This window comes from Stenotrophomonas sp. 86156_Sma (assembly GCF_056481625.1).
In genome coordinates this window covers 3,561,401-3,586,338 of sequence record NZ_CM151157.1, presented here as the reverse complement: position 1 = coordinate 3,586,338, position 24,938 = coordinate 3,561,401, and the positions used below count along the sequence as shown (strand labels likewise).

Sequence of the window (24,938 nt, the reverse complement as noted above, 5' to 3'; positions counted from 1 at the left end):
GGTCAAGCCTGCTGGAAGCAGGCTTGACCCACCTTCAGCATGGCCGGATCGAAGTCCCGGCCGCTTTTGAAGACACCCCAGGCGATCCTGGCCAGCTTTCTGGCCAGGATGTTGAAGACGGCGGTGCTGGGGTGACCGCGTTTTGACAGCTCGTCGTAGAGCGGTTGCCCCCGACGACACCGCTTGAGCCCCATGGCGGCCATGTAGAGCATCTGGCGCAGCACTGGCGCGCCCTGTTTGGACAGCCGACGCCGTCCCGTTCTGCCGCCAGACTCGTTAGGCCGGGGATCCAGGCCGGTGCAGGCGATCCACGCGTTGGCGTTGGCCAACGGCCAGCGCGTCATGTAGTAGATCAGGTGAGCGGCGACGGCAGGGCCGACACCAGGGACGGTCAACAGGCGCTTGTAGAGCGTGCCATGCTCTCCATCGCGACCCAGGCGCTGCAGTTCGCTTTCCAGCTCGGACAGCGTCCCAGCCAGAGCGCAGAACAGATCTGACAGCTCCCCGGGGGCACTTTTGCTTACCCCGAAGGATTGCTCCAGGCGCGCGCGTGTCTTTACCAGCGTCTGCCGCTTGCGCAGCAAATCGTGCATCTGCTGCTGCTCGTCGGTACGCGGTACGTATTCACGCAGGCGATCGTTCTCCTTCTTCACGTACCGGGCGATCGCTTCGGCGTCCATGGCGTCCGTCTTGCCACGCGAGCCCGTCGCCCGGCCGTAGTGCTTGATCAGACGTGGATTGATCACATAGACAACGTGGCCTGCCTGGCCAGCCATCCGAGCCAACAACTCGTAGTACCGCCCCGTCGCCTCCATGCCAATCCGGCATCGCTGGGGCAAGGTGTTGAGCCACTGGGCTATGCCGGCCCGGGTGTTGGCGATCCTGTCGCCGGCCTTGCGGTCGGCCACTGCCGGTACGAACTCCTTGGAGTCCACGTCCACGCCAATATCGAGAGAATCAGACATTTGTACGGCTCCCAGCTATCTTTAAGGGGCTGGGGTGGTACCGCACCGACGTTAGCTTGCCTACATCGACGATCCCTTTGGGGGCCGTACGATCCTTTATCGACGTTCGTGTGCGGGATGGGGATCGCTCGACTCGTCTGTCGGCTAGTATCCGCAGATGCATGCTTGACGGTCCCTCCACCCTGGCTCCTACATACCTCGTAGGAGCCGGGAGGAACATACAAGCCATGCTCGACTGCGGTGGAAAGACAGTCGAGCATGGCTCGACTCTACAAGGCGGGCACCGGACGCCCCCGTGCGACAATGGGCGCCCCCACGCTTTCCCGGGCCGCTCCGAGCGGCCCGCCGTCGTCCTGATGTCCAATCCCGCTTCCCGTATCGCCACCGCCTCCCCACGCATTGCGCTGGGGGGTATCGGCCTGGCAGCGATCGGCGCCATCGCTGCTTCCGGCAAGGCGATCATCGTCAAGCTCGGCCTGCGTCACGGCGTGGATGCCACCACGCTGCTTGCCCTGCGCATGCTGATGGCGCTGCCGCTGTTCGTTTTGATGGCGCTGTGGGCCGCGCGTCGGGCCGAACCACTGTCCTGGGCCGACCGTGCCCGCGTGCTGTGGCTGGGTTTCACCGGCTACTACCTGTCCAGCCTGCTCGACTTCCAGGGCCTGCAGTACATCAGCGTGACCCTGGAACGATTGATCCTGTACTTGAACCCGACCCTGGTGCTGCTGATCAACGTGCTGCTGGCGCGCCAGCAGCCGGGACGATGGCAGATCGGCGCGCTGGTGCTGAGTTATCTGGGCGTGCTGCTGGCGTTCGGCCATGACCTGCAGCGCGAGGGTGGGCAGATCATCGTTGGCAGCCTGCTGGTGCTGGGCAGTGCGCTCAGCTATGCGCTGTACCTGTTCGGCAGCGGGCAGGTGGTCGCGCGTATCGGAGCGGTGCGGCTGACCGCTTACGCCAGCTGCGTGGCCAGCGTGCTGGTGCTGCTGCATTTCGCGGTGACCCATCCGCTGCCGTTGTTGTGGCAGGCACCGGCGCCGGTGCAGTGGTTGTCGCTGGTCAATGCCACCGTGTGCACGGTGCTGCCAGTGCTGGCGATCATGCTGGCGGTGCAGCGCGTGGGTTCGTCGCTGGCCGCGCAGGTCGGTATGCTGGGCCCTGTTTCCACCATCGTGATGAGCCTATGGCTGCTCGACGAACCGATGGGGCCGGCGCAGATCGCCGGCACCGTGCTGGTGCTGATCGGCGTTCTGCTGGTAACCCGCCTGCGGCGCTGACGCCTGAGCAGGCGCGCGCGCGCATCCTGGCGGTGATCCGCGCGATCCCGGCGGGGCAGGTGATGGGCTATGGGCAGGTGGCGCTGCGCGCGGGCCTGCCCGGGCGTGCGCGCCTGACCGCGCGCATCTTGGGCCAGAACGACGACCCGGACCTGCCTTGGCACCGCGTGTTGCGCTCGGATGGGCGCATTGCCATGGAGGAAGGTTCGGCTGGTTGGCGCGAGCAGTCACAGCGGTTGCGCGCCGAGGGCGTGCGGGTGGAGAACGGCCGGGTGCGGATGCCGGCGGCTGATCCGGCGGCGGCACTGGATGCCGCTGTGTGGGGGCCGGGCTGAGCACCGCTGGCGACTGAACAGGCCGCGCCTGCCGGTCGCCAACAAGACACGGTGCTGCGGCTATGATGGAGGCCGTTCCATGCCGGTGCTCCCATGTTCCCGCGACTGCCTACCGTCACCAAGGCCCTGCTGATCGCCAATGCGATCCTGTTCCTGCTGCAGCAGCCGTTCCTGCTCGGCATGCAGACCTTCGAGCCGTTCATGCTGCAACCCCTTCAGCAGGGCTTCGACGCATTCTCGCCGGGCGGCAACTTCCAGCCCTGGCAGCTGCTGACCTACGGCTTCCTGCATGGCAGCTTCGGCCATCTGTTCTTCAACATGCTGGCGGTCTTCATGTTCGGCGCGCCGCTGGAGCAGACCTGGGGCGAGAAGCGCTTCCTGCTGTATTACCTGGTGTGCGTGGCCGGTGCCGGTGTCTGCCAGCTGCTGGTGGGGACGCTGCTGGAAAACCCGGCCACGGTGCTGGGTGCTTCCGGTGGCGTGTTCGGCCTGCTGCTGGCCTACGGCATGCTGTTCCCCAACCAGCGGGTGATGCTGCTGTTCCCGCCGATCCCGATGAAGGCGCGTACCTTCGTGATCCTGTTCGGTGTGGGCGAACTGGTGCTGGGCATGACCGGTTGGCAGCCGGGCGTGGCCCACTTCGCGCACCTCGGCGGCATGCTGTTCGGCTGGTTGCTGATCCGCTACTGGCGCGGGCAGCCGCCGTTCAACAAACGCCGCCCGCCTGGCCCGCCGAAGCGCCCGAACCATCTGCGCAGCGTGAAGTGAGGCGCGATGCGCCTCGCTTCACGCGGGTAGGTGCCAACCTTGGTTGGCACGCTTTGAATGGGATCATTTGACGCTGTAGGTGCCGACCGTTGGTCGGCACGCCTTGTCCCACGCGGGTAGGTGCCAACCTTGGTTGGCGCGCTTTGAACGGGATCATTTGATGCTGTAGGTGCCGACCGTTGGTCGGCACGCTTTGCTGCCTCGCGCCAACCAAGGTTGGCACCTACCAACAGCAGTTGATGCAGGCGACGGGGTACACGCGCCTCCACGATGGCGAGGCTCTACAGATCCTGCAACACCACCTGCGCGGCATTGTGCCCGGGCGCACCGGTGACACCACCGCCGGGATGGGTGCCCGAGCCGCACAGGTACAAGCCGGGCAGGGCGCCGCGATAGCCGGCCTGGCCGACCATCGGCCGTGCCGAGAACAACTGGTTGGCACTGAGCGCACCGTGGAAAATGTCGCCGCCGACCAGGCCGAAGGTGCGTTCCAGATCCAGCGGCGACAGCACCTGCCGACCGAGCACGCTGCCGGCAAAGCCGGGCGCATACCGTTCGACGGTGGCAATCATCAGGTCCGCCACAGTCTCACGGTGATCATCCCAGTGGCGCCCGTCGGGCAGTACCGGCGCCACGTGCTGGCAGAACAGGCTGGCCACATGCTGCCCGCGCGGCGCCAGTGAATCATCCAGCGTGCTCGGAATCAGCATCTCTACGATCGGTTCGCGCGACCAGCCTTCGCGGCGCGCATCCAGCCAGGCGCGGTCCATGTAGTCCAGGCTGGGGGCCATGATGATGCCGGCGCTGAGGTGATCGCCGGGGCCGGGCAGGGCACGGAAGTCCGGCAACCGCGACAGCGCCACGTTCATGCGGAAGGTGCCGGAACCGCAGCGCCAGTTCGTCATGCGTTCGCGTGTGGCAGCGGGTACCTGCGTCGGCTCCAGCAACTGTTCGTACAGCAGCTTCGGATTGACGTTGGCCACCACCGCGCGTGCGCGCAGGGTTTCGCCGTTGACCAGTTCCACCCCCACGACGCGGCCTTGTTCGGTCAGTACCTGTTGCACACCGGCATCCACGCGAAGTTCGGCCCCGGCCTCGCGCGCCGCGCTGGCGATGGCCTGGCTGATCGCGCCCATGCCGCCGATCGCGTGGCCCCACGCACCCTTTACGCCATTGCACTGGCCGAATACGTGGTGCAGCAGCACGTAGGCACTGCCCGCTGTATACGGGCTTGCGTAGTTGCCGACGATGCCATCAAAGCCGAACAGCGCCTTGATCGGCTCGCTCTCGAACCAACGGTCCAGGTACTCCGCCGCCGACAGCGTGAAAAGGTCCAGCAGTTCCTGCCGCAGTGGCGCATCCAGCGCCGCCAGTTCGCGGCCGAGTTTCCCCATCTGCCATAGTGCGGGCAGCGCACGCCAACCGCCTGCTACACCCAGGTCGGGCGGCGCGCGCAGGGCCCATGCGCGCAGTACGTCGGCGAAGATTTCCAGGCGTGCCTCGTACGCGGGCAAGCGCTGCGCATCCCGCTCGGAGAACTTCGCCACTTCGGCCTGAGTGCGGCCAGGTGCCGACAACAGATAGCGGTCGTCGGGCAATGGCAGGAAGTTGTTGGCCGGGCGCGCGACGATGCGCAGCCCATGCGCATGCAGCTGCAGGTCGTCGATCACCTTCGGCTGCAGCAGCGAGACCGTGTACGAGGCGACTGAATTGCGGAAGCCGGGATGGAATTCCTCGGTGACTGCAGCGCCGCCAAGAACGCCGCGACGTTCCAGCACCAGCACCTTCTTTCCGGCACGTGCCAGATAGGCCGCGCAGACCAGGCCGTTGTGGCCACCGCCAACGATGATCGCATCCCAGGTCATCTGCACCTCGGAAAAAGGGGACGGAGGGGATTAAGTCGCAATTCGCATGGGGTCACCGGCAATGGGGAAAAAACGACTTAATCCCCTCCGTCCCCTTTTTTGATCGCTGCTTCGATGGTGGCGATGTCGATCTTCTTCATCGGCATCATCGCGTTGAATGCGCGCTTGGCCAGTGCCTTGTCCTGGCTGGTCACCGCTTCGATGAGCATGCGCGGGCTGATCTGCCAGGAGATGCCCCAGCGGTCCTTGCACCAGCCGCATTGGCTCTCCTGGCCACCGTTGCCGACGATCGCATTCCACAGGCGGTCGGTCTCGGCCTGGTCCTCGGTCTGGATCTGGAAGGAAAACGCTTCGCTGTGCTTGAACGCGGTGCCGCCGTTGAGGCCGACGCAGGGGATGCCGCAGACCGTGAATTCAACGGTCAGTACGTTGCCTTCCTTGCCGTCCGGATAGTCACCGGGGGCGTGATGCACGGCGGTCACCGCGCTGTCGGGCAGGATACTGGCGTAGAAGGTGGCGGCCTCGAGCGCGCCGTTGTCATACCAGACACAGATCGTGTTCTTGTGTGCCATGTCGGGGCTCCACGTTGGGCGAAGCCGCAGCGATAGCATGCGCGGTGTTAATCCGGGATCGTGCTGCACCTGCAAAAAAAGGAGGGCGCCCGAAGGCGCCCTCTGCGTTACCCGTGTGGCAGCTGGATCAGCGCCAGACCTTGATCTGCTCGGCTTCACTGCGCTGCATCGGCTGGCCGGCCTTGCAGCTGAAGGTGGCGCCGAAGGCCGGCAGGTTGGCCAGCGTGCCGTTGCTGCGCCACAGGCCCGGTGCACGGATGTCGGCGGTCAGGCGACGTACGGCCTCGTTCGGCGCCAGCTGCTGCGCCCACAGCGCAGACCAGGCGCGGAAGAAGCCCTGCTGCTGGGCCTGCTTGGCCTTCGGCTCCTGCGCGACATACGCCGCCCAGGCCAGTTCCAGACCGGCGATGTCGGCCAGGTTCTCTTCCTGGGTGAGCGTGCCGTTGACCTTGGCACCCTTCACGCCCGGGAAGTCGTAGGCGCTGTACTGCGCGGCCACGCGGTTACCGAGCAGGGTCCAGGCGGTCTTGTCGGCCGGGGTCCACCAGCTGCGCAGCTCGCCCTTGGCGTCGACCAGCGCACCCTTGGCATCGATCGCGCGGGTCAGCTCATGGCCGACCAGGCCACCGAAGCTGCCGAACTTGTCGGCAGCGTCGGCCTTGGCGTTGAACACCGGGCCCTGCAGGATCGCGGCGGTGACGATCAGGCGGTTCTGGGCCAGATCGTAGGCCAGCGACGGCTGCTGCGGCAGCACGTCCCAGCGACGGTCGGCATTGCCCTTGCCGATGCGCTTCATTTCCTCGCGATGGCGCCAGGTCGAAGCAATCAGCATGTTGCCACCGAACGAACCGCGGCCCATCGGCTGCACGCTGTAGTCGAGGTCGCGCAGCGGGGTGCCAATCTCGATCTTCAGCGCAGCCAGCTTGGCCTGCGCTTCGGCCTTGGCTTCGGTGCTCATCCAGCTGTTGTTCTTGACCGCCTCGATCTGCACTTCGCGCACCTTGTCGACGATCCACGCCGCCTGGCGACGATCTTCGGCGGACAGGTAACGGGCAGCGTATTCGCGACCGACCATCGGGCCAGCGGCCACGTTGATCGCCTCCAGCACGTCTTCCCAGCGCTGCGGCGGCAGGGTTTCGCCACGCAGCACGCGGCCGCGGAATTCGAACTCGGCGTCGCGGTAGGCCTTGGACAGGTACGGCGCCATCGAGTCGCCCACGCGCCAGCGCAGGTAGGCCTTCCACTGGTCCGGCTTGAGCTTGGTGACCATGCCGTCGAGCTGCTTGAACAGGCCCGGGTCGGCCAGCGAGACCAGGTCGTCATCCACGCCCTGTGCCTTCAGGAAGGCATCCAGCTGCAGGTTGCGGTAGCGGCTGTTGAGCTCCTTGGTGGAGATCGGCGCGTAGTTGTTGAACGGGTTGTTGATGCCGGCCAGCGACTGCGCATTGCGTGCCAGCTCGGTTTCCAGCGCGATCACCGCCTGCGACTCGGCATCCAGCTTGGCCGCCGGGGTGCCGGTCAGCGCCAGGATCTGCTTGACGTAGTTGCGGTAGCGCCCCATCAGCGCCACGGTGTCGGCGTCGGTACGGGTATAGAACGCCGGATCCGGCAGGCCCATGCCGCCCTGCATGAAGTAGCCGATGTGACGGTCCAGTGCTTTCAGATCGACGTCGGGGCCGAAGTTGAATGCCACCGGGATGCCGACCTGGTGCAGTGCGGCGATCGAGGCCGGCACATCCTTGGCCTTCTTGATGGCGTTGATGCGGGTCAGCAGCGGGGCGATCGGGTTGGAGCCGTCTGCTTCCACGGCCGCTTCGTCCAGGCCACTGGCCCAGAAGTCACCCAGCAGCTTCTGCACGTTGCCCTGCGGCGCCTTCATCGCTGCGTCGAGCAGTTCACGCTGCTGCTGGCGGCTGCGGTCGACCAGCTGGCCCAGCGCGGTGGTGGCGCCGGTCTGCGGCACCGGGTTGGCCTTCAGCCAGCCGGCATTGGTGGCGTCGTAGAAGTCGCTGCACTGGGCACTGACAGCCGGGGCACGCGCGGCCTTTTTCTTGGCGGCGAAGGCATCGTGGGTCGGGACCAGAGTCGCCAGGCTGATGCCCAGGGCGATGGCAAGCGGACGGAAATTGGGCATGTGGAACGAATCCGTGATGGATTGAGGGCGCGCGCACTATAGCAAGCCGCGCATGGGCGCGGCATGCACGCATCACGGCGCATCCGCCGGGCATGGCCCGGCGCTACCGGGTGTGTGGCATCGACATCGCATGCACGCATCACGGTGGCTCCGCCGTGCCGTGCGCCGACCAAGGTCGGCATCTACCAACGGCGTGGGCCTGCAAAGGCGCAGCAGATCCACGCCATGCGTGGATGACGGGCGCGGCAAAAAACAAAGGCCCGGGAATTCCCGGGCCTCTGCAGGTCTACCTTGGCATCAGCCAGGGCTTACCAGATCACCACCTGCTGCTCGCCGGCGCGGGCCATCGGCGAACCGGCCTTGCACTGGAAGGCCGCGGCAAAGGTCGGCAGGTTCGACGGCGCACCCATGGCGCGGAACTGCGCCGGCGCGTGCGGGTCAGTGGCCAGGCGGACCTTGGCGTTTTCCGGGGTGTACTTGGTGCGCCACACGGTGGCCCAGTTGAAGAAGAAGCGCTGGTCGCGGGTGAAGCCATCGACCTTTGCATCTTCCTTGCCGGCGGAGGCCTTCTGCAGGGCGTCGTAGGCGGTAGCCAGGCCGCCCAGGTCGGCGATGTTCTCGCCCAGGGTCAGGTGACCGTTCACGGCCTGGCCGTCGACCTTGTACTGGTCGAACTGCTTGACCAGCTTGCCGGTCAAGCCTTCGAAGTTCTTCTTGTCAGCGGCAGTCCACCAGTCTTCCATGTTGCCGGTCGGCCCGAAGCGTGCACCCTGGTCGTCGTAACCGTGGGTCATTTCGTGGCCGATCACCGCACCGATGCCGCCATAGTTCAGTGCGTCGTCGGCCTTCGGATCGAAGAACGGCGGCTGCAGGATGGCGGCCGGGAACACGATCTCGTTCTGCAGCGGGTTGTAGTAGGCGTTGACCGTCTGCGGGGTCATGCCCCACTCGGTCTTGTCCACCGGCTTGCCGATCTTGGACAGGTTGAACTTGTAATTGAACTCACTGGCCGCGCGCACATTGCCCAGGTAGCTGTCGCGCTGGGTCTGCAGGCCCGCCCAGTCACGCCACTTGTCCGGGTAACCGATCTTCGGAGTGAAGGTTTCCCACTTGGCGATGGCCTTGGCCTTGGTTTCATCGCTCATCCAGCTCAGGCCCTGGATGCGTTCCTTCAGCGAGGCGGCCAGGTTCTTCACCAGCTCTTCCATCTTCGCCTTGGCTTCCGGCGAGAAGGCAACCTTCACGTACAGCTGGCCGAAGGCTTCACCGGCGTCGTTCTCGATGGTGCCCAGCACGCGCTTCCAGCGCGGCTTCTGTTCCTTCTGGCCATTGAGGGTCTTGCCGTAGAACTCGTAGTTCTCCTGCACGAAGGCATCGGCCAGGTACGGCGAGGCGCTGTCCACGGTGTGGAAGCGCAGGTAGGCGCGCCACACCGACGGATCGGTATCGCCCAGCGCCTTGCTCACTTCCTCATGGAAGGCCGGCATGGCCAGCGAGAACTTCTCCGGCGCGGCTACGCCCTGCGACTTGAAGAACTCGGTCCAGCTGAAGTTCGGGGTCAGCTTGTCAGCGTCGGCCAGGGTGACCGGGTTGTAGTACAGCTCGACGTTGCGCGACAGCTCCACGCGCGACTTGGAGGCCTTGGCCAGGCGGGTCTCGAACTTGACCACGTCCTCGGCCTGCTTGGCAGCGTCGGCAGCGGCGACGCCGGACAGCTCCAGCACCTTGGCGACGTGCGCCTGGTAGGCCTTCAGCTTGTCGGCGTTCTTGGCATCGGTGTAGTAGGTGCTGTCCGGCAGGCCCAGGCCGCCCTGGCTGGCGTAGGCCAGGTTCACGGCCGAGTTCTTGAAGTCGGCTTCAGCGCCGAAGCCGAACAGGACGTTGTCACCCTTGGCCGCGCTGCTGCGCAGGTAGTCGGCGATGGCAGCCTTGTCCTGCAGGCCGTCGATCGCGGTCAGGTCGGCCTTCAGCGGCTCGATGCCCTGGGCATTGATCTTGGCTTCGTCCATGCCGGTGGCCCACAGGTCGCCGACGATCTTCTCGATATGGTTCGGGTTCTTGACCTGCGCGACCTGTTCAGCCAACTGGTGCTGTACGGCCACCGAACGCTCGTCGAGGATGGTGAACGCGCCCCAGCTGGTGCGGTCGCCCGGAATTTCATTGGCGGCCAGCCACTTGCTGTTGACGTAGTCGCCGAAGGCGCCACAGGCGTCCTTGCTGGCATCCAGATCGCTGGGCTGGAAGGCGTTGTAGGCCGGCAGCTTGCTCTCGTCCAGCGTGTAGTTGGTGGCTTCGGCCGCGGCCGGCGTGGAGGCGGTGGCATCCTTGGCCGGGGTTTCGTTCTTGCCGCAGCCGACCAGCGCGGCCGAAACGGCCAGGGTCAGCAGCACGATCTTGGGAGTACGGGTCACTTTGATGGCCTCCAGGCCGAGTGAGTCAGGGAAGGGCCGCGGGGACGGCCGTGGGCCGAACAATACGCCGCCGGCTTGCCCTGCAAGGGTGTCGAAGGTCATGGCCGGGCGCAAGGGGGCCGCTTCGTGGGCCGGAAAAGACAGACCCGGCAAAAGCCGGGTCTGTCGGGGTACTGCGATAAGGCGTGGATCAGAACTTGTACTTCAGACGCACGAACGGGGTGCGGCCGTAGTAGTCGTACTGGGTGGCGAAGGCCGGTACGTTGCCGTAGCGGGAATCGGCGACACCGATGGAAACCAACGGCGGGGTCTTGTTGAAGATGTTGCTGACGCCCACCAGGATTTCCCAATCGGCCTGCGCGTAGCTGACCGAAGCGGTGTGGTAGATGCGCGAGTCGGCCACGATGTCACGATAGGAGTTCGGACGACCCTGGTAGGTGAACACCGGGCTCAGATCGATGTCTTCGGTCTTGTGGATGTAGGTGGTCAGCCAGTTGTACGACCAGTCACCGCGGGTCAGGCTCAGCGCCAGGTTGCCCACCACCTTCGGACGGCCGATGTCACCCAGCAGCTCCGAGGATTCCAGGCCGCTCGCAGCTGCGCTGGAGAACACTTCCTGGGTGTCTTCGATCGTGTAGGTGACCTGGGTCTCGGCCGAGAACTTGCCGAACGAGAAATCGTGGTCGAAGTTTGCGGTCAGGTCGTAGCCACGGGTGCGCTGCTTGTTGATGTTGATGAACTTGTTCTGGATCTGGGTCACCGCATACGGCTGGGTAGCACTGGCCGGATTGCGGGTCAGCAGATCGCAGTAGCTGTTCGGGTACACCGTGCCGCCGTAGCAGCCACGCATGACGTTGGTGCTGCCCAGCTGCGCGATTTCATTGCTCACTTCGTAGTCGAAGTAATCGATGGCCACGCTCAGGTTGGCGAAGGTCGGGGTGAACACGATACCGGCGGTCTTCGCACGCGAAGTTTCCGGAATCAGCGAATTACCACCGCCCTGGCGGTACACCGTGCCGCTGCTGCCGCCGCCGGCATAGTCGGCCGGGATACCTGCGGCCGCACAGTTGGCCTGGTAATTGGTATTGGAGCTTTCACCCCAGCGTACGCACGGATCGTTCGCCTGCTGGAAGAAACCAGTCTCGTTGCCAAGGTACAGCTCGTACAGGCCCGGCGCGCGGTAGGAGGTGCCGATCGAACCGCGCAGACGCAGCGACGGAATGACCTGCCAGTTCAGGCCGACCTTCCAGACATTGTCCGAATCGGCAACGTTGTCGTACTTGAACACGCGACCCGAGGCGTTCAGGCTCAGCGATTCCACCGCCGGCAGGCCCTTCAGCAGTGGCACGTCGAACTCGACGAAGGCTTCCTTGACCTTGTCGTTGCCCTTGGTCACATCAGCCGAGGACGAGCCCCAGATGTCGCCAGTGCGGGACAGTTCGCTCGGCTGGTCGTTGAGCGAGTAATAGCGGTATTCCAGGCCGCCCGCAAAACCGACCGCACCGGCCGGCATCTCGAACAGGTCGCCGCTGACGATGGCGTTGATGGTAGCCTGCTTGTAAGTGGTCTTGCCCCAGTCCCACGCACCGAGCTTGTCGACCAGCTCGTCGACCTTGCGGCCGCTCAGGTAGTCCGGGTCGAAGTAGTTCACCGCCGGCGGCGCGTCGGTGTAGTCCAGGTCGCCGCTCTTGGAGGCCTGGATGGCCAGATTGCCGTACTTGCCACTGGAGTGGCTGAAGTTCGCGTTGACTTCCCACGCCCAGGTGTCGGTGCCCTTGAACAGGCCGTCAAGCTTGGTGGCGGCGTAGAAGTAATCGACGGTGACATCCTGCTGGGACTTGAACAGCATCACCGGGTTGGCGACGATCTCGGTACCCGGGATGTAGGCATACGGGAAGAACTGGCGCCAGGAGAACGTCTCGGTTTCGCGACGGTTGAACAGGAACTGGGTCTTCCAGTTGACCGAATCGAAGCCGAAGTCGGTGGCCACGTAGGCGGTCTTCCGCTCCTGCTTGTTGATGATGTGGCCCTGGCCCCAGCGCGCGAAGTTCACCGGCTCATCGAAGAAGGCCTGGCCGCGCGCGTAGCTCTGGGTCTTGCGCGGGCGGTAGCCCGGCAGCGGGCCGACAGTGGTGCCATCACCCGACGGCACATAGCGGGTGCTGCCGATGTCGACCACGTTGTGCAGCATGTTGACGCAGTTGGCCAGCGGCGTACCGGCATTGAGCGAACGATCTTCGCGGTCGATGCGGTTGCCGTCGGCGTCCTTGACCAGGTCGTTGCTGCAGTTGAGGAAGTCGCGGTCGCCACGGGTCAGCTCGTTGTGCTGATACCACTCGACGGCAGCGATGATGCTGCCCTTCTCGAAGTTCCAGCCATTGGCCAGCGACGCCGAGAACACTTCACCGCCGCCTTCGGTCGGGACGCGGCCGGTAACGGTCAGCTCCGGGCGCTCGATGTTCTTCTTGGTGATCAGGTTGACCACACCGGCCACGGCGTCGGAACCATAGATCGAGGACGAACCGTCCTTCACGATCTCGGCACGCTGCAGGATGGCGGTGGGAATGACGTTCAGGTCGAAGGCGCCGACGGCGCCACGGGTACCGGCCGGGCCGGGGCGCTGGCCATCGAGCAGCACCAGGGTGCGGTTGGCGCCCAGGCCGCGAAGCGACACGGTCTGTACGCCGGTGCCGCCGTCCACGACGAAGCCGCCGAACTGGTGGGTGATCTGGGTTTCGGCCGAACCGATGGCCGACTTCTGCAGGAACTCGGCCACGTTGACCTGGCCCTGCTTCGCGTTGGTTTCGGCGTTGATGGTGAACACCGGCGAAGTGGTCTCGTAGTCCGCACGGCGGATCAGGGAGCCGGTGACTGTGACCTTGTCAAGATCGGTTGCGCGGGTGGAAGTGCTTGAGCTGCTTGACGCCTTTGCTTCCTGCTGGGTGGATTCCTGGGCCAGAGCCGGTGCGACCTGCAGGCAGGCCAGCACAGCAAGAGTCAACGGGACGCGGCTTGGCTTAGATTGGCGGTTGGCGTTGCGCATTTCGGTTTGATCCCCACTTGTTATGCTTCGGTTAATGGAGTGTATGAGTCGTGTAAAGTAAATGCAACATGAATATTAAAATCTCTTAACTTGCTGTTGTTATAGGGAAATTCAGTATTTGGGGCATGAAAAAGCCCCTGCCTGGCCGGCAGGGGCTTGGTGAAAGCGAGGGTGCCCGGGGAGGGATCAGAGGCCGCCGGGGCCGCAATCCTTGCTCAGGTAGTCGGCCATGAGCGTCAATGTCGTCCGGAAGTGCGCGGGGTACCACGGCATGCTGTGCGGCATGTCGGGGATCAGCTCGAACCGGGCTGGGACCTTGCCCTGTACGCCGTTGTAGAAGTTCCTCGCATGGAAGGACGGCGTGCGTACGTCACGGTCGCCGACGAAGGTCAGCAGAGGAATCGTGGCCTTCGCAGTGTTCTGCATCGGGTCCATGCCCTTCACCGTGCGCCCCTGCAGAATGCGTTGCAGGCGGTTCTGGCTCCAGGAGGTGCCCAGCCGGCCAAGATCGGTGACCGGGGCGCCAGCGATGGCGCACTGGTAGGGGGAGGGGCTGCGCACTGTCGCGGCGGCAGCCGCGAAGCCGCCGTAGGAATAGCCGAAGATCGCGATGCGGTCCTTGGCGGCGATGCCCTGTGAGACGAGCCAGGCGGCGCCGTCATCCTTGTCGTCCTGCATCTTCTGGCCCCACTCGGCGTCACCTGCCAGCCAGAGCTTGCGGCCAAGGCCGGCGCTGCCGCGGTACTGAGGGCGCAACACGGCGTAGCCGCGCGAAGTGAAGAACGGCACCCAGCCTGATGCATCCCAGCCGGTGTAGTCGCGTGCCCACGGCCCGCCGTGCGGATGAACGAGTGCCGGCAGCGGGCCGTCGCCCTGCTTCCAGCCCGGCGGGAGATCCAGAATCGCTGGAATCTGCAGCCCATCGCGTGCGGTGTAGGTCACCCAGCGTTGTTCACCGATCTGCTTGCTGTCCACCCAGGGGCGCTCATTGCCGAGTGGCACGACATCCTTGCGATCGGCCAGGATGAAGTAGCTCTTCGGGTTGCGGTTGCTTTCCGTGGTGAACAGGACGCGCGAAAGGTCGTCGTTGTAGCCGGTGATGTAGATGCTCAGGCCGGGATAGGCTTTCTGCAGGCCCTCCTGCAGGGCCTTCATCTGCGGATCCACGTACACGGCCTGTCGTTGCGGACCGTCGATATAGAAGCCGAGGACCTGGTTGAAGTTGCTCTTGCGCGTGCCCAGGATCAGTGAACTGATCGAGAAGGACGGATGGGCGGCCAGAGGCTCCTTGTCGAACTCCTTTTTGGCAGGATCGTACAGTCGCGCCTGCACCAGATCCGAGAACTGGTCGGTCAGCACGTACAGCTTGCCGCTGTCATCGTCTATGCCGACGACTTCCACCGTATAGCGTTCGCTCAGTCGGGTGGTCAGGGGGGCGTGCACTTCGAACTGGCCGGCGCTGTTCTTGATCAGAATGCGTTGTTCGAAATCGTCGGAGCCGGCGGATTCGACCTGGGTCTGGGTAAGGACTTCACCTGTGCGGGGATGGAACAGGCCGGGTGACGTGCGGGAGCTGCCCTTGAACAGCAGTTCGGTCTGGCCCGTGCGCAGGTTGAAGCGGTAGTAGTTGGCCTGCAGCGTGGCCTCATTGAGCTGGCTGATGATGACCCTGTCTGCATCCAGCGGCAGCCCATGGACGAGCGAGGCGGTACCCGCAAGTTCGAGGCAGCGAAGGGTCTCGGGGCTGACCCCGAGCGTGCGGGTGTTGTTGGCGAACGCCTCGTCGAACTTGGTCTGGGTGGCGTCGGTGAGGTAGGCCTTGGTCAGGAAGGTCTTGGTGGCTCCCGTACTGTTGCCTTCACCGCAGCCGCCGAGTTTGCCTGTCCATTCCTGGCGCCCGATGACGAGGTTGCGTCCCGCCTTCAGTGCGCTTGCCGCGATGAACTTCATCCGGTCACCGGATGGCGTGATGGCGACCGGACCGGCGCCGAGGTTATCCAGGTTCCAGTTGGCCAGGGCGGTATCGCTGTTGTCGCTGCCGGGCGCGGCGACGATCGCGACCAGCTGCTTGCCGTCGGCGCTCATGGTGACCGACTGGATGGTGGGGATCTTGGCGAAATCCTCGGCTGGCAGAGGGCTTGCGAGGGCAGGGGCAATGCACAGCGCCGCCAGTGCGGCGGCGCCAAGGCGGGCGGGGGACAAGCGCAGTTCCATGGTCGGCAGGGTCCTTGTGGCGGGCACATCAATATGACCTGAAGATGAACGAAGACGTGAATCCAGTCAACTTGGCGTGAATGCCCGGGCGCGCGTCACGCCCTGGAGGGACGGCCAGCAAAAAAAGACCCCGCCGGGGCGGGGTCTTTGGTGCGGCAAGGGCCTGGATCAGTGATCGCCGAACTCGTACTTGGCCTGCACATAGATGGCACGCCCGTAGGCGTTGTACAGGTAATTGTTGTACGGCTGGCCGCTGGTGCCGGCGAAGCTGAAGCGCTGGTTGTCCGGCATCTTGTTGAACACGTTGTTGACCATCAGCGACAGGGTCAGGTTGTCCAACGCACGGTAGTTCACGCTCAGGTTGTAAGTGGTGTAGGAGCCCCACTTGCCTGCCTTGTAGCCGGAGCTGTGGACGTAGTCGTAGCCATTGCCCACGTACGCCATGTAGTTCGGCGTCTTGCCAATGTAGTTGGCGTACAGGGTGGTGGTCCACTTGTCCTTGGCCCAGCCGACCGAACCATCGGCGCGCACCTTGGCGTACGAGTCGTACACCCACATCGCGTACGGGTCACGCAGCAGGTCCAGGAACTCATCGCCCGGTTGCGGCTGCAGTTCGCGCTTGAGCATGTCGGTGTAGTTGCCCGAGAACTGAAGCGAACCGAAGCGGCCCATGTCGTGCACGTACTTGAAGCTGGCGGTCAGCGCTTCCAGGTTCTGGCGGGCGACGTTCATCTTCGGGGTATAGATCTCGTCCAGCACGCCGGACGCATCGCGGGTGATCCAGTCGTTGACGTTCTGGCAGCTGGCCGAGGTGTTGTTGGCCTGGCCGCCACGGCAGTAGTACTCAGCCAGCAGCAGCTGGTCGGAGCTGAGCGTATCGACCTCGTTCTTGATCTTCCAGTTGTAGTAGTCCACCGACAGCGACAGGTTGTTGATCGGTGCCCACACAACACCTGCATTCCAGACGTCGGCGGTGATCGGTTCCAGGTCCGGATTGCCGGCGCGGGTGCCGAACACCGAGACGCTGTCATACGGGCAACCGGTGGTGTTGGCCGGGTCGTAGCCCAACTGGCCGCAGCGGTAGTAGTCGGTGGAGCCGTTGGCGTAGTAGCCGCTACGGCCCTGGAACGCGTCGGACAGCGTCGGAGCGCGGAACGCCGTACCGTACTTGCCGCGGAACAGCAGGCTTTCGATCGGACGGAACTCGACGCCGATGCTGTAGGTGGACTTGTCGACGGTGTTGCTGCCGATCTTGAAGGCGTCGTAGCGACCGGAACCGGTCACCGTCAGCATGTCATGCAGGGGCAGGCGCAGTTCGCCGGTCACCGCATAGTTGCTGCGGTGGCCAGCACCGGAGACCGCCGTGGTGCCCCAGACGCTGCCATCCATCAGGCCCGGATCGGGGCTGTAGTCCCAGCCTTCGCTTCCACCTTCAACGACCACGGCCAGGCCGGCGTCGCCGCCGGGCAGCTTGAACAGTGATCCATTGGTGACCTGTGCACGGGCCAGGTTCTGCCAGGTGCGGCTCTGGCTGTAGCTGTAGCCGGTGAAGGTCTGGAAGTCACCGGCCGGCAGCGGCGCGTAGAAGGCTTCCCAGTTCGGGCTGTAGATGTCGTAGCCGGTGCTGGTGGTTCCCAGCACCGGGCCGAGCACGCGCTGTTCGAAGTAATCGTTGATCGGGTCATTCCAGCGCACGAAATTGCGCTCGGTCAGCTTGTACTCGCCGCGGGTGAAGCTGAGGCTGTAGTCCCAGTTGCCGGCCGTGCCGCGGCCGCCCAGCGTCACCTGATAGGCCTTGTTGCGGTCGGTGTTCATGATGTCGCGGTAGCCGGCGCCGCCGATGTCTTCCGGGGCGAACACGCGCTGCAGGTTCATGTACTGGCCGCTGGCCTGGTCGTAGAAGCGGCCCCAACCGGAAGAGGTGCCCCACCAGGTGTAGCCGGAACCCGTCGCGTACTTGACCTCTTCCAGGCTGTACAGCGCATCGCCGAACAGCTGGAAATTGTCATTCACGTCGAAGGTGGCAGAGCTGTAGATCTGCGCGCTTTCCTTGCCGTTCTTGATGGTCTTGTAGCCGGTGCCATAGGTCGAGCCGCATGCCTGGCCGGTGGGCCGGGTGCCGAGCACGGTGGTGCCATCGAACTGCCCGGCGACGTTGGCGCACAGGTTCGGGTCCATCATCGCGTAACGGTTGTTGTTGGCCGGCAGCAGCACCAGGAAATCGTTGGAGACGTACTGCGGGCTGTAGCCGTCGGGATTGTTGACCTTGGTCAGATCGCGTTGGTAGCCCCAGATCGGGCTGGTCTTTTCGTACTGCACGTTGACCAGCGCGTGGAAGCGGTCATCGACACCATTGAAGCCGCGGGCGCCGCTGAAGCGGAAGCTGTTGCCGCCGCCTTCGCTGTAGGCGCCGCCACGGACGTTGAGGACGCCACCATCCATGCGTTCCTTGAGGATGATGTTGACCACGCCAGCGATCGCATCGGAGCCATACAGTGAGGACTGGCCGCCCGGCAGGATCTCGATGCGCTCGACGATGTCGATCGGAATGCCGCTGATGTTGTTGAACGTATCGCCGCCGTTGTACAGCGCCGGATATGAAAGCATCGGGCGGCCGTTGATGAGGTACTTGGTGTAACCCGGGCTAAGGCCGAACATGCCGGCGGCTTCGGCGCCCTGGGTGAACGAGGCCGAGGTCTGGCCACCCTGCAGGCCGCCAGTGGACAGCGAGGACTGCTGCAGGACATCGGCAACGCTGGTGAAGCCGCGGGTCTGGATGTCCTCTGCGGTCACGGTCAGGACCGGCGTGTGGTTCTCGATCTCGGTCTGCGGAATCAGCGAACCGGTGACCGTCACGCGGTCAAGCTGGGTCGGTGCATTGCCGCTTTGCGCCAGGGCCGTGCCGGAGGCGAGCAGTGTGCCGAGCAGGGCGAGCGTCAGTGGGTGGCGCGAGAGTGTGGAACGATGGCGAGACATGGAAAATCCCCGTAGTTAGCGATGTCTTGGCTACCGGCTTCCGTGTCGGCTTAACGATCTGTTCAGTTGCATTCCATTCAGGCGGACCGTAACACGCACTTAACGCAGGGAACACACGATCGTCATTTCGTCAATCGGGCTTTTGCCTGAAAAATGGCGATATATCAATGACTAACGCCAATTGTTTTGGAGTGTTTCAAAAGATGGCGATATGAAGGGCATTCTTTCGTAGTGCATTTGCTGCTTCTGCATCAATGCTTTACCGAAGGCTTCCTGGAACCAAAAAAAAGGCCCCGCCGAAGCGGGGCCTGGTCCAGACACGAAGTCCGGAAAACGACGGGATCAGAAGTTGTACTTGACCTGGGCCGAGATCTGGCGGCCGTAGACGCTGTAGAAGCCGTCATTGAACGGGGTCGATTCGTTGCCCGGGTAGTTGTAGCGCTGGCCTTCCGGCAGCTTGTTGAACACGTTGTTGACCATCACCGACAGGACCAGATCTTCCTGTGCCTGGTAGTTCATGCTCAGGTTGTACGTGGTGTACGAACCCCACTTGCCGGCCTTGGCGCCGGAGGAGTGGACGTAGCCGTAGCTGCGGCCGGTGTAGGCCAGGTAGTTCGGGGTGCTGCCGACGTAGTTGGCGTACACGGTGGTGGTGAACTTGGCGATGTTCCAGGCCACCGACAGATCGCCGCGGACCTTGGCGAAGTTGTCGTAGTACCACATGTTGTACGGATCGCTCAGCAGATCCAGCTTGGCGGCACCCGGCATCGGCTGCACTTCACGCTTCAGCATGTTGGTGTAGTTGCCGGAGAACATCAGCGAGCCGAAGCGGCCGATATCCTGCTGGTACTTGGCCGCCACGGTCACCGCTTCCAGGTTCTGGCTGGCAACGTTGAGCTTCGGCGTGTACACGCGGGTCAGGTTGCCACCGGCATCGCGGGACACCCAGTTGGTCACGTCACCGCAGCTGGCCGAGGTGTTGTTCGGCAGGCCGTTGTGGCACTGGTACTCGGCCAGCAGCAGCTGGTCGCTGCTGAGGGTCTTGACCTCGTTCTTGATCTTCCAGTTGTAGTAGTCGGCCGACAGCGAGAAGTTGCTGACCGGGGCCCACACCACGCCTGCGCTCCAGACGTCGGCGGTGATCGGCTTCAGGTCCGGGTTGCCGGACTTTTCGCTGTACACCGAGGTGTTCTTGTAGAACGAGCAGGCCTCGTCACGCAGGCCGTAGCCCAGCTGGCTGCAGCGGTAGTAGTCGTTCTGGCCGGACGAGTACGAACCGCTCATGCCCTGGAAGGCATCGGACAGGGTCGGCGCGCGGAAGGCGGTACCGTACTTGCCACGCAGCAGCAGGCTCTCGATCGGACGGAATTCCAGACCGATGCTGTAGGTGGCCTTGTCGACGGTCTTATCGGCGATCTTGAAGGCGTCATAGCGGCCCGACGCGCTGACGGTCAGCTTGTCGTGCAGCGGCATGCGCAGCTCGCTGGTGACCGCATAGTTGCTGCGGTGGCCGGCACCGGCGACGGCGGTGGTGCCCCACACATTGCCATCAACGAACGCCTGGTCCGGCGAGTAGTCCCAACCTTCGCTGCCACCTTCCAGCACGACGGCCAGGCCAGCGTCACCGCCCGGCAGGCTGAACAGCGAGCCGTTGGTCACCTGCACGCGGCCCAGGTTCTGCCAGGTCTTGCTGCGATGGGTACCGTAGCCGGTGAAGCTGGCGAACTGGTCCGGAGTGATCGGCGAGTAGAAGGCCGCGTAGTCCGGGTTGTAGATGCCGAAGCCGCCAGCCGAGGTGCCCAGGCGCGGGCCCAGCACGGTCTGGCCGAAGAAATCTTCGATCTTGTCCTTCCAGCGCACGAAGCGGTTCTGGTCCAGGCGGTACTCACCACGGGTGAAGCTGGCGCTGTAGTCCCAGTCGCCGACCATGCCCTTGCCGCCCAGGGTGACCTGGTAGGCACGGCTTTCGTCGGAGTTCATGATGTTGTTGTAGTGGCCCGGGCCGATTTCTTCCGGCGCGAAGGCGCGCTGCAGGTTCACGACCTTGCCCAGGCCCTGGTCGTAGAAGCCGCCCATGACCGACTTGGTGCCCCACCACAGGGCGCTGGAGCCGGAGGTGAACTCGGTCTTTTCCTTGCTGTACAGCACATCGGCGAACAGCTGGAAGTTGTCGTTCACGTCGAAGGTCATCGACGAGTAGAACTGGCCGCTGTTCTTGCCGTTCTTCAGGGTCTTGTAGCCGGCGCTGTACACCGAACCGCAGGACTCGCCCGACGGGCGCTGGCCGACCACAGTGGTGCCGTCATACAGCCCAGCGACGTTCGCGCAACGGCTCGGGTCCATCATCAGCAGCTTGTTGTCAGCGTTGGTGATGACGGCGAAGTCGTTCGACGGAACCTGGGCGGTGTAGCCGACCGGGTTGTTCTGGCGGGTGATGTCGCGCTGGTAGCCCCAGATCGGGCTGCCGTTCTCGATCTGCACGTTGAACAGTGCATGGAAGCGGTCATCGAAGGCGTTGATGCCCTTGGCGGCGCTGAAGCGGATGTTGCTGCCACCGCCTTCGGTGTAGGTGCCGCCACGGAGGGTCATGGTGCCGCCGTCCATGCGCTCCTTCAGGATGATGTTGACCACACCGGCGATTGCGTCCGAGCCGTACAGCGAGGACTGGCCGCCCGGCAGCACTTCGATGCGCTCGACGATGTCGATCGGAATGCCGCTGATGTTGTTGAAGGTTTCGCTGCCGTTGTACAGCGCCGGATACGAGAGCATCGGGCGGCCGTTGATCAGGTACTTGGTGTAGCCCGGGTTCAGGCCGAACATGCCGGCAGCTTCGGCGCCCTGGGTGAACGAACCCGAGGTCTGGCCACCCTGCAGGCCGCCGGTGGTCAGCGACGACTGCTGCAGCACTTCAGCAACACTGCTGAAGCCGCGGGTCTGGATGTCTTGGGCGGTGATGGACATCACCGGGGTCTGGGTTTCAACCTGGGTCTGCGGGATCAGCGAACCGGTGACGGTGATCTTGTCCAGGTTGGTCGCCTTGTCCTGGGCCATTGCCGGGGCGGCGGCCATCAGAGCGGAAATCAGGGCGACGGCGAGCGTGTTGCGACGTGCGGTGTTGCTTACGTAGTTCATGTAGTTCCATTGGAGAGCAAAAACAAAAACGGCACTGCGCATGCGCCATCGCGCGGGCTGGAAATGCCAGCTCCGCAGCCCAAAACAGTGCGGGTCGAACGTAACATGAACTTAACAATCTGTGCACGAATCTGTAGCAATCCTGAATTTCAGTCAGGTTACGTCCAGCTTGTATGATGCTCGGTTATTCCCCCTGACCCCGCCGGTGCTCGTTGTGAACAGTTCTCCCCGCCGTCCCCATGCAAGCCAGGTCCAGAAGGGACTTACGCCGCATGCCCGCATCCGCAACGTGATCGCGGTTGGTTCGGGCAAGGGCGGCGTCGGCAAGTCGACCACTGCGGTCAATCTGGCCGTGGCCCTGCAGCAGCTCGGCGCACGCGTGGGCGTGCTTGATGCGGACATCTACGGGCCGAGCGTGCCGGCCATGCTGGGCCTGTCCGGTCGCCCGGAAAGCCCCGACAACAAGAGCATCGAGCCGCTGCGTGCGTTCGGCGTGGACACCATGTCGATCGGCTACCTGATCGAAGAAGACACGCCGATGATCTGGCGTGGACCGATGGCCACCTCGGCGATGACCCAGCTGTTCAATGACACCCTGTGGGATGACCTGGACTACCTGCTGATCGACCTGCCACCGGGCACCGGTGACATCCAGCTGACCCTGACCCAGAAGATCCCGCTGGCCGGCGCGGTGATCGTCACCACCCCGCAGGATATCGCCACGCTGGATGCGAAGAAGGCGCTGAAGATGTTCGAGAAGGTCGAGGTGCCGGTGCTCGGCATCGTCGAGAACATGGCGGTGCATACCTGCAGCAGCTGCGGGCATGTCGAGCACCTCTTCGGCGAGGGCGGCGGCGAGCGCATGGCCGCGCAGTACGGCGTGCCGTTGCTGGGTTCGTTGCCGCTGCAGATCGGCATCCGCGAGCAGGGCGATTCCGGTACCCCGATCACCGTGGCCCAGCCGGATTCGGTCCCGGCCCAGGCCTACCGCCATGCCGCCCAGCGCCTGATCGAGGAGGTTGGCAAGCGTCCGCGTGCCTCGATCCCGATCCTGTCGTCGCTGCTGTAAGTGCCAGGGCAGGGGCCGCCGGCGACGCCCGGCCCCCTGCTAGAATCCTCGCGCCCCCTCGTACCCCAGGACAAAGCATGAGCATCAAGAGTGACCGTTGGATCCGCCGCATGTCCGAGCAGCACGGCATGATCGAGCCGTTCGAGGCCGGGCAGGTCAAGCAGGCCAACGGCGAGCGCATCGTCAGCTATGGCACCTCCAGCTACGGCTACGACGTGCGCTGCTCGCGCGAGTTCAAGGTGTTCACCAACATCAACTCGACCATCGTCGATCCCAAGCACTTCGATCCGGGCAGCTTCGTGGATATCGTCGGCGATGAATGCATCATCCCGCCCAACAGCTTCGCGTTGGCGCGCACCGTGGAGTACTTCCGCATCCCGCGCGACACCCTGGTGGTGTGCCTGGGCAAGAGCACCTACGCGCGCTGCGGCATCATCGTCAACGTGACCCCGCTGGAGCCGGAGTGGGAAGGCCACGTCACCCTGGAATTCAGCAACACCACGCCGCTGCCAGCGCGCATCTACGCCAATGAAGGCGTGGCGCAGATGCTGTTCTTCCAGGCGGCCGCCGATGACATCTGCGAGACGTCGTACCGTGATCGTGGCGGCAAGTACCAGGGCCAGACCGGCGTGACCCTGCCGCGGACCTGAGCGGCGCGCCATCGCATGACGAAAACGCCGGGCATGCCCGGCGTTTTCATGGGTGCGGCCACACGCTGCGCTCGCCGGGCATGGCCCGGCGCCAGCTTATTTCCCGCGACCGAACAGCATCGCGATGCCCACGCCCACCAGTGCCACCGGCCACCAGGTCAACAGCAGCTTGGACAGGTTCAGGTGCGTCCAGCCGAGGTTGCTGGCGAGCATGAACAGGCCGATCAGGATCAGCAGGACGGCGGCAACGAGGTTGAATCGCATCGGGTCGGCAAACGCTCAGGACTGGGCTGGATATCCTAGCCGTTCCTTCCAGTAGGCGACATGCTGGTCCAGCGCACCCGGCTCGTAGCGGTGCGCGGGGCCACTGCCCCAGACCGGGCCCGGCCACGCGGGGTCGCCGTCATGGCGGCCGATCACGTGGAAATGCAATTGGCGCACGATGTTGCCCAGCGCACCGATATTGATCTTCTCCACCCCGTCGGCGCCCTTCAGGGCCTTGCAGGCGCGGTTGAGCTCGGTGCGCAGCTTGTCCTGCTGCTCGCCGTCCAGCTCGATCCACTCGGTCACCCCGGCCAGGCGCGGTACCAGCACCAGCCAGGGGAATCGTTCGTCGTTCATCAGCCGCACTTGCGACAACGGTCCTTCCGCCACCAGCACGCTATCGGTGGCCAGGCGTGAATCGAGTTCGAAATCGCTCATCCAAGATGCTCCGAGAAGAAGTCCAGGGTGCGTTGCAGCGCCAGGGTGGCGCTGTCTGGATCATACGCATGTCCGACCTCCCGGTTGAAGGCGTGGTCGGCCGGATAGACGAAGGTGGCCATCTGCGGCAGCTTCTCGCGATGGGCCTGCACGGCCTCCGGCGGGATGCTCTTGTCCTGGGCACCGAAGTGGAAGATCACCGGGGCCTTGGGTGTCTCATCCAGGAACTGGACGTTGCGCGCACCGTAGTAGCTGACCGAGGGCAGGCCCAGACGCAGGGCCGACAGCATCGCCACCGTGCCGCCCCAGCAGTAGCCCACCGTGCCGACCTTGCCGTAGGGGGCCAGCCGGGTCGCTGCGGCACGGACCACCTCCAGCGCCTTCTCCATGCCCAGTGCAGTCACCCGTTCCAGGCCCTGCTTCACGCCGTCGGCGTCGTAGGGCAGGGCATCCGGATCGGCTTCTGTGCCGTCAATCAGGTCGAAAAAGGACGGCGCCAGCACCGCATAGCCTTCGGCCGCGAAGCGCTCGGCCACGCCGCGGATGTGCGGGTTGGCGCCGAAGATTTCCTGCACCACCACCAGCCCGCCACGCGGGGTGCCTTCCGGCAGGGCGTGCCAGGCCCGTACCGGGCCGTGATGCGTATCCAGGGTGATCCACTCGGCCATCGTTTCCATCTCGTTGCGGGGAACAGAACCGCATTGTCGGCGCTGCGTGGGTTAGCGCGGTGTCAGCGGCTGTGCGGGATCGGGCGGCTGGCCATTCAGAGCGCGGCCGCCAACCCCGGTATACTGGCGCCCTTTCAGGCCCCGGCCCCCAGGAACC

General features: G+C 64.4%; 17 protein-coding genes. 5 read left to right on the top strand and 12 right to left on the bottom strand.

Going from position 1 to position 24,938, the window contains the following annotated elements; translation table 11 throughout:
- Positions 1 to 2: 2 nt before the first annotated feature.
- A complete protein-coding gene (locus tag ACZK33_RS16680; RefSeq protein ID WP_478453614.1) occupies positions 3 to 908 on the bottom strand; it encodes an IS110 family transposase in 906 nt (301 codons plus the stop codon).
- Between the two features lie 413 nt (positions 909 to 1,321).
- On the opposite strand from ACZK33_RS16680, the gene ACZK33_RS16675 reads away from it, so the two are divergent.
- The 3 genes from ACZK33_RS16675 to ACZK33_RS16665 all read left to right on the top strand — a co-directional run bounded on the left by ACZK33_RS16675 (position 1,322) and on the right by ACZK33_RS16665 (position 3,345).
- The gene (locus ACZK33_RS16675; protein WP_423173769.1) at positions 1,322 to 2,242 is read left to right on the top strand and encodes a DMT family transporter; all 921 of its coding nucleotides are present in this window, start codon (positions 1,322 to 1,324) and stop codon (positions 2,240 to 2,242) included.
- Positions 2,149 to 2,577: an MGMT family protein gene (locus ACZK33_RS16670; RefSeq protein ID WP_423173770.1), complete on the top strand. Its 429-nt coding sequence runs from the start codon at positions 2,149 to 2,151 to the stop codon at positions 2,575 to 2,577. The genes ACZK33_RS16675 and ACZK33_RS16670 overlap by 94 nt, the downstream gene beginning before the upstream one ends.
- A 93-nt stretch (positions 2,578 to 2,670) precedes the next feature.
- Complete coding sequence (locus ACZK33_RS16665) at positions 2,671 to 3,345, top strand: rhomboid family intramembrane serine protease (RefSeq protein ID WP_005410509.1); 675 nt, start codon at positions 2,671 to 2,673, stop codon at positions 3,343 to 3,345.
- Between the two features lie 281 nt (positions 3,346 to 3,626).
- Here ACZK33_RS16665 and ACZK33_RS16660 read toward each other — a convergent pair whose 3' ends face one another.
- From ACZK33_RS16660 to ACZK33_RS16625, 8 genes are all read right to left on the bottom strand, one after another.
- Positions 3,627 to 5,210, bottom strand: a complete 1,584-nt coding sequence (locus ACZK33_RS16660; RefSeq protein ID WP_336684131.1) for a phytoene desaturase family protein — start codon at positions 5,208 to 5,210, stop codon at positions 3,627 to 3,629.
- Positions 5,211 to 5,287: 77 nt separating this feature from the next.
- Entirely contained in the window at positions 5,288 to 5,782 is a 495-nt protein-coding gene (locus ACZK33_RS16655; protein ID WP_032128230.1) for a VOC family protein, read from the bottom strand.
- A 127-nt stretch (positions 5,783 to 5,909) separates the two neighbouring features.
- On the bottom strand, positions 5,910 to 7,916 hold the full coding sequence (locus ACZK33_RS16650) for a M13 family metallopeptidase (RefSeq protein ID WP_125893991.1): 2,007 nt from the start codon (positions 7,914 to 7,916) through the stop codon (positions 5,910 to 5,912).
- A gap of 308 nt (positions 7,917 to 8,224) precedes the next feature.
- Positions 8,225 to 10,327, bottom strand: coding sequence for a M13 family metallopeptidase (locus tag ACZK33_RS16645; RefSeq protein WP_049398732.1), 2,103 nt, complete (start codon positions 10,325 to 10,327; stop codon positions 8,225 to 8,227).
- A 190-nt stretch (positions 10,328 to 10,517) separates the two neighbouring features.
- Positions 10,518 to 13,370: a TonB-dependent receptor plug domain-containing protein gene (locus tag ACZK33_RS16640; RefSeq protein ID WP_121504576.1), complete on the bottom strand. Its 2,853-nt coding sequence runs from the start codon at positions 13,368 to 13,370 to the stop codon at positions 10,518 to 10,520.
- 186 nt (positions 13,371 to 13,556) lie between these two features.
- Positions 13,557 to 15,584, bottom strand: coding sequence for an alpha/beta hydrolase family protein (locus ACZK33_RS16635; protein WP_423173771.1), 2,028 nt, complete (start codon positions 15,582 to 15,584; stop codon positions 13,557 to 13,559).
- 168 nt (positions 15,585 to 15,752) lie between these two features.
- Positions 15,753 to 18,560 carry a TonB-dependent receptor domain-containing protein gene (locus ACZK33_RS16630; protein WP_049460709.1) on the bottom strand — a complete coding sequence of 936 codons (2,808 nt, stop codon included), beginning with the start codon at positions 18,558 to 18,560 and terminating at the stop codon, positions 15,753 to 15,755.
- A gap of 342 nt (positions 18,561 to 18,902) precedes the next feature.
- A complete protein-coding gene (locus ACZK33_RS16625; protein ID WP_329893969.1) occupies positions 18,903 to 21,692 on the bottom strand; it encodes a TonB-dependent receptor plug domain-containing protein in 2,790 nt (929 codons plus the stop codon).
- 214 nt (positions 21,693 to 21,906) lie between these two features.
- Between ACZK33_RS16625 and apbC the strand changes: the two genes are divergently transcribed.
- Both apbC and dcd read left to right on the top strand, forming a co-directional pair.
- Complete coding sequence (gene apbC / locus ACZK33_RS16620) at positions 21,907 to 22,761, top strand: iron-sulfur cluster carrier protein ApbC (RefSeq protein WP_026347084.1); 855 nt, start codon at positions 21,907 to 21,909, stop codon at positions 22,759 to 22,761.
- A gap of 77 nt (positions 22,762 to 22,838) precedes the next feature.
- Positions 22,839 to 23,411: a dCTP deaminase gene (gene dcd, locus ACZK33_RS16615; RefSeq protein WP_010483020.1), complete on the top strand. Its 573-nt coding sequence runs from the start codon at positions 22,839 to 22,841 to the stop codon at positions 23,409 to 23,411.
- 96 nt (positions 23,412 to 23,507) lie between these two features.
- On the opposite strand, the gene ACZK33_RS16610 is transcribed toward dcd, so the two are convergent.
- The 3 genes from ACZK33_RS16610 to ACZK33_RS16600 are packed head-to-tail and all read right to left on the bottom strand — an operon-like array spanning position 23,508 to position 24,781.
- Positions 23,508 to 23,675 (bottom strand): LiaI-LiaF-like domain-containing protein, encoded by a 168-nt coding sequence (locus ACZK33_RS16610; RefSeq protein ID WP_005418011.1) that lies wholly within the window; start codon positions 23,673 to 23,675, stop codon positions 23,508 to 23,510.
- A 15-nt stretch (positions 23,676 to 23,690) separates the two neighbouring features.
- Entirely contained in the window at positions 23,691 to 24,113 is a 423-nt protein-coding gene (locus ACZK33_RS16605; protein WP_010483023.1) for an HIT domain-containing protein, read from the bottom strand.
- Positions 24,110 to 24,781: a dienelactone hydrolase family protein gene (locus ACZK33_RS16600; RefSeq protein WP_154264097.1), complete on the bottom strand. Its 672-nt coding sequence runs from the start codon at positions 24,779 to 24,781 to the stop codon at positions 24,110 to 24,112. Before ACZK33_RS16600 ends, ACZK33_RS16605 begins: the two co-directional genes overlap by 4 nt.
- Positions 24,782 to 24,938 lie beyond the last annotated feature (157 nt).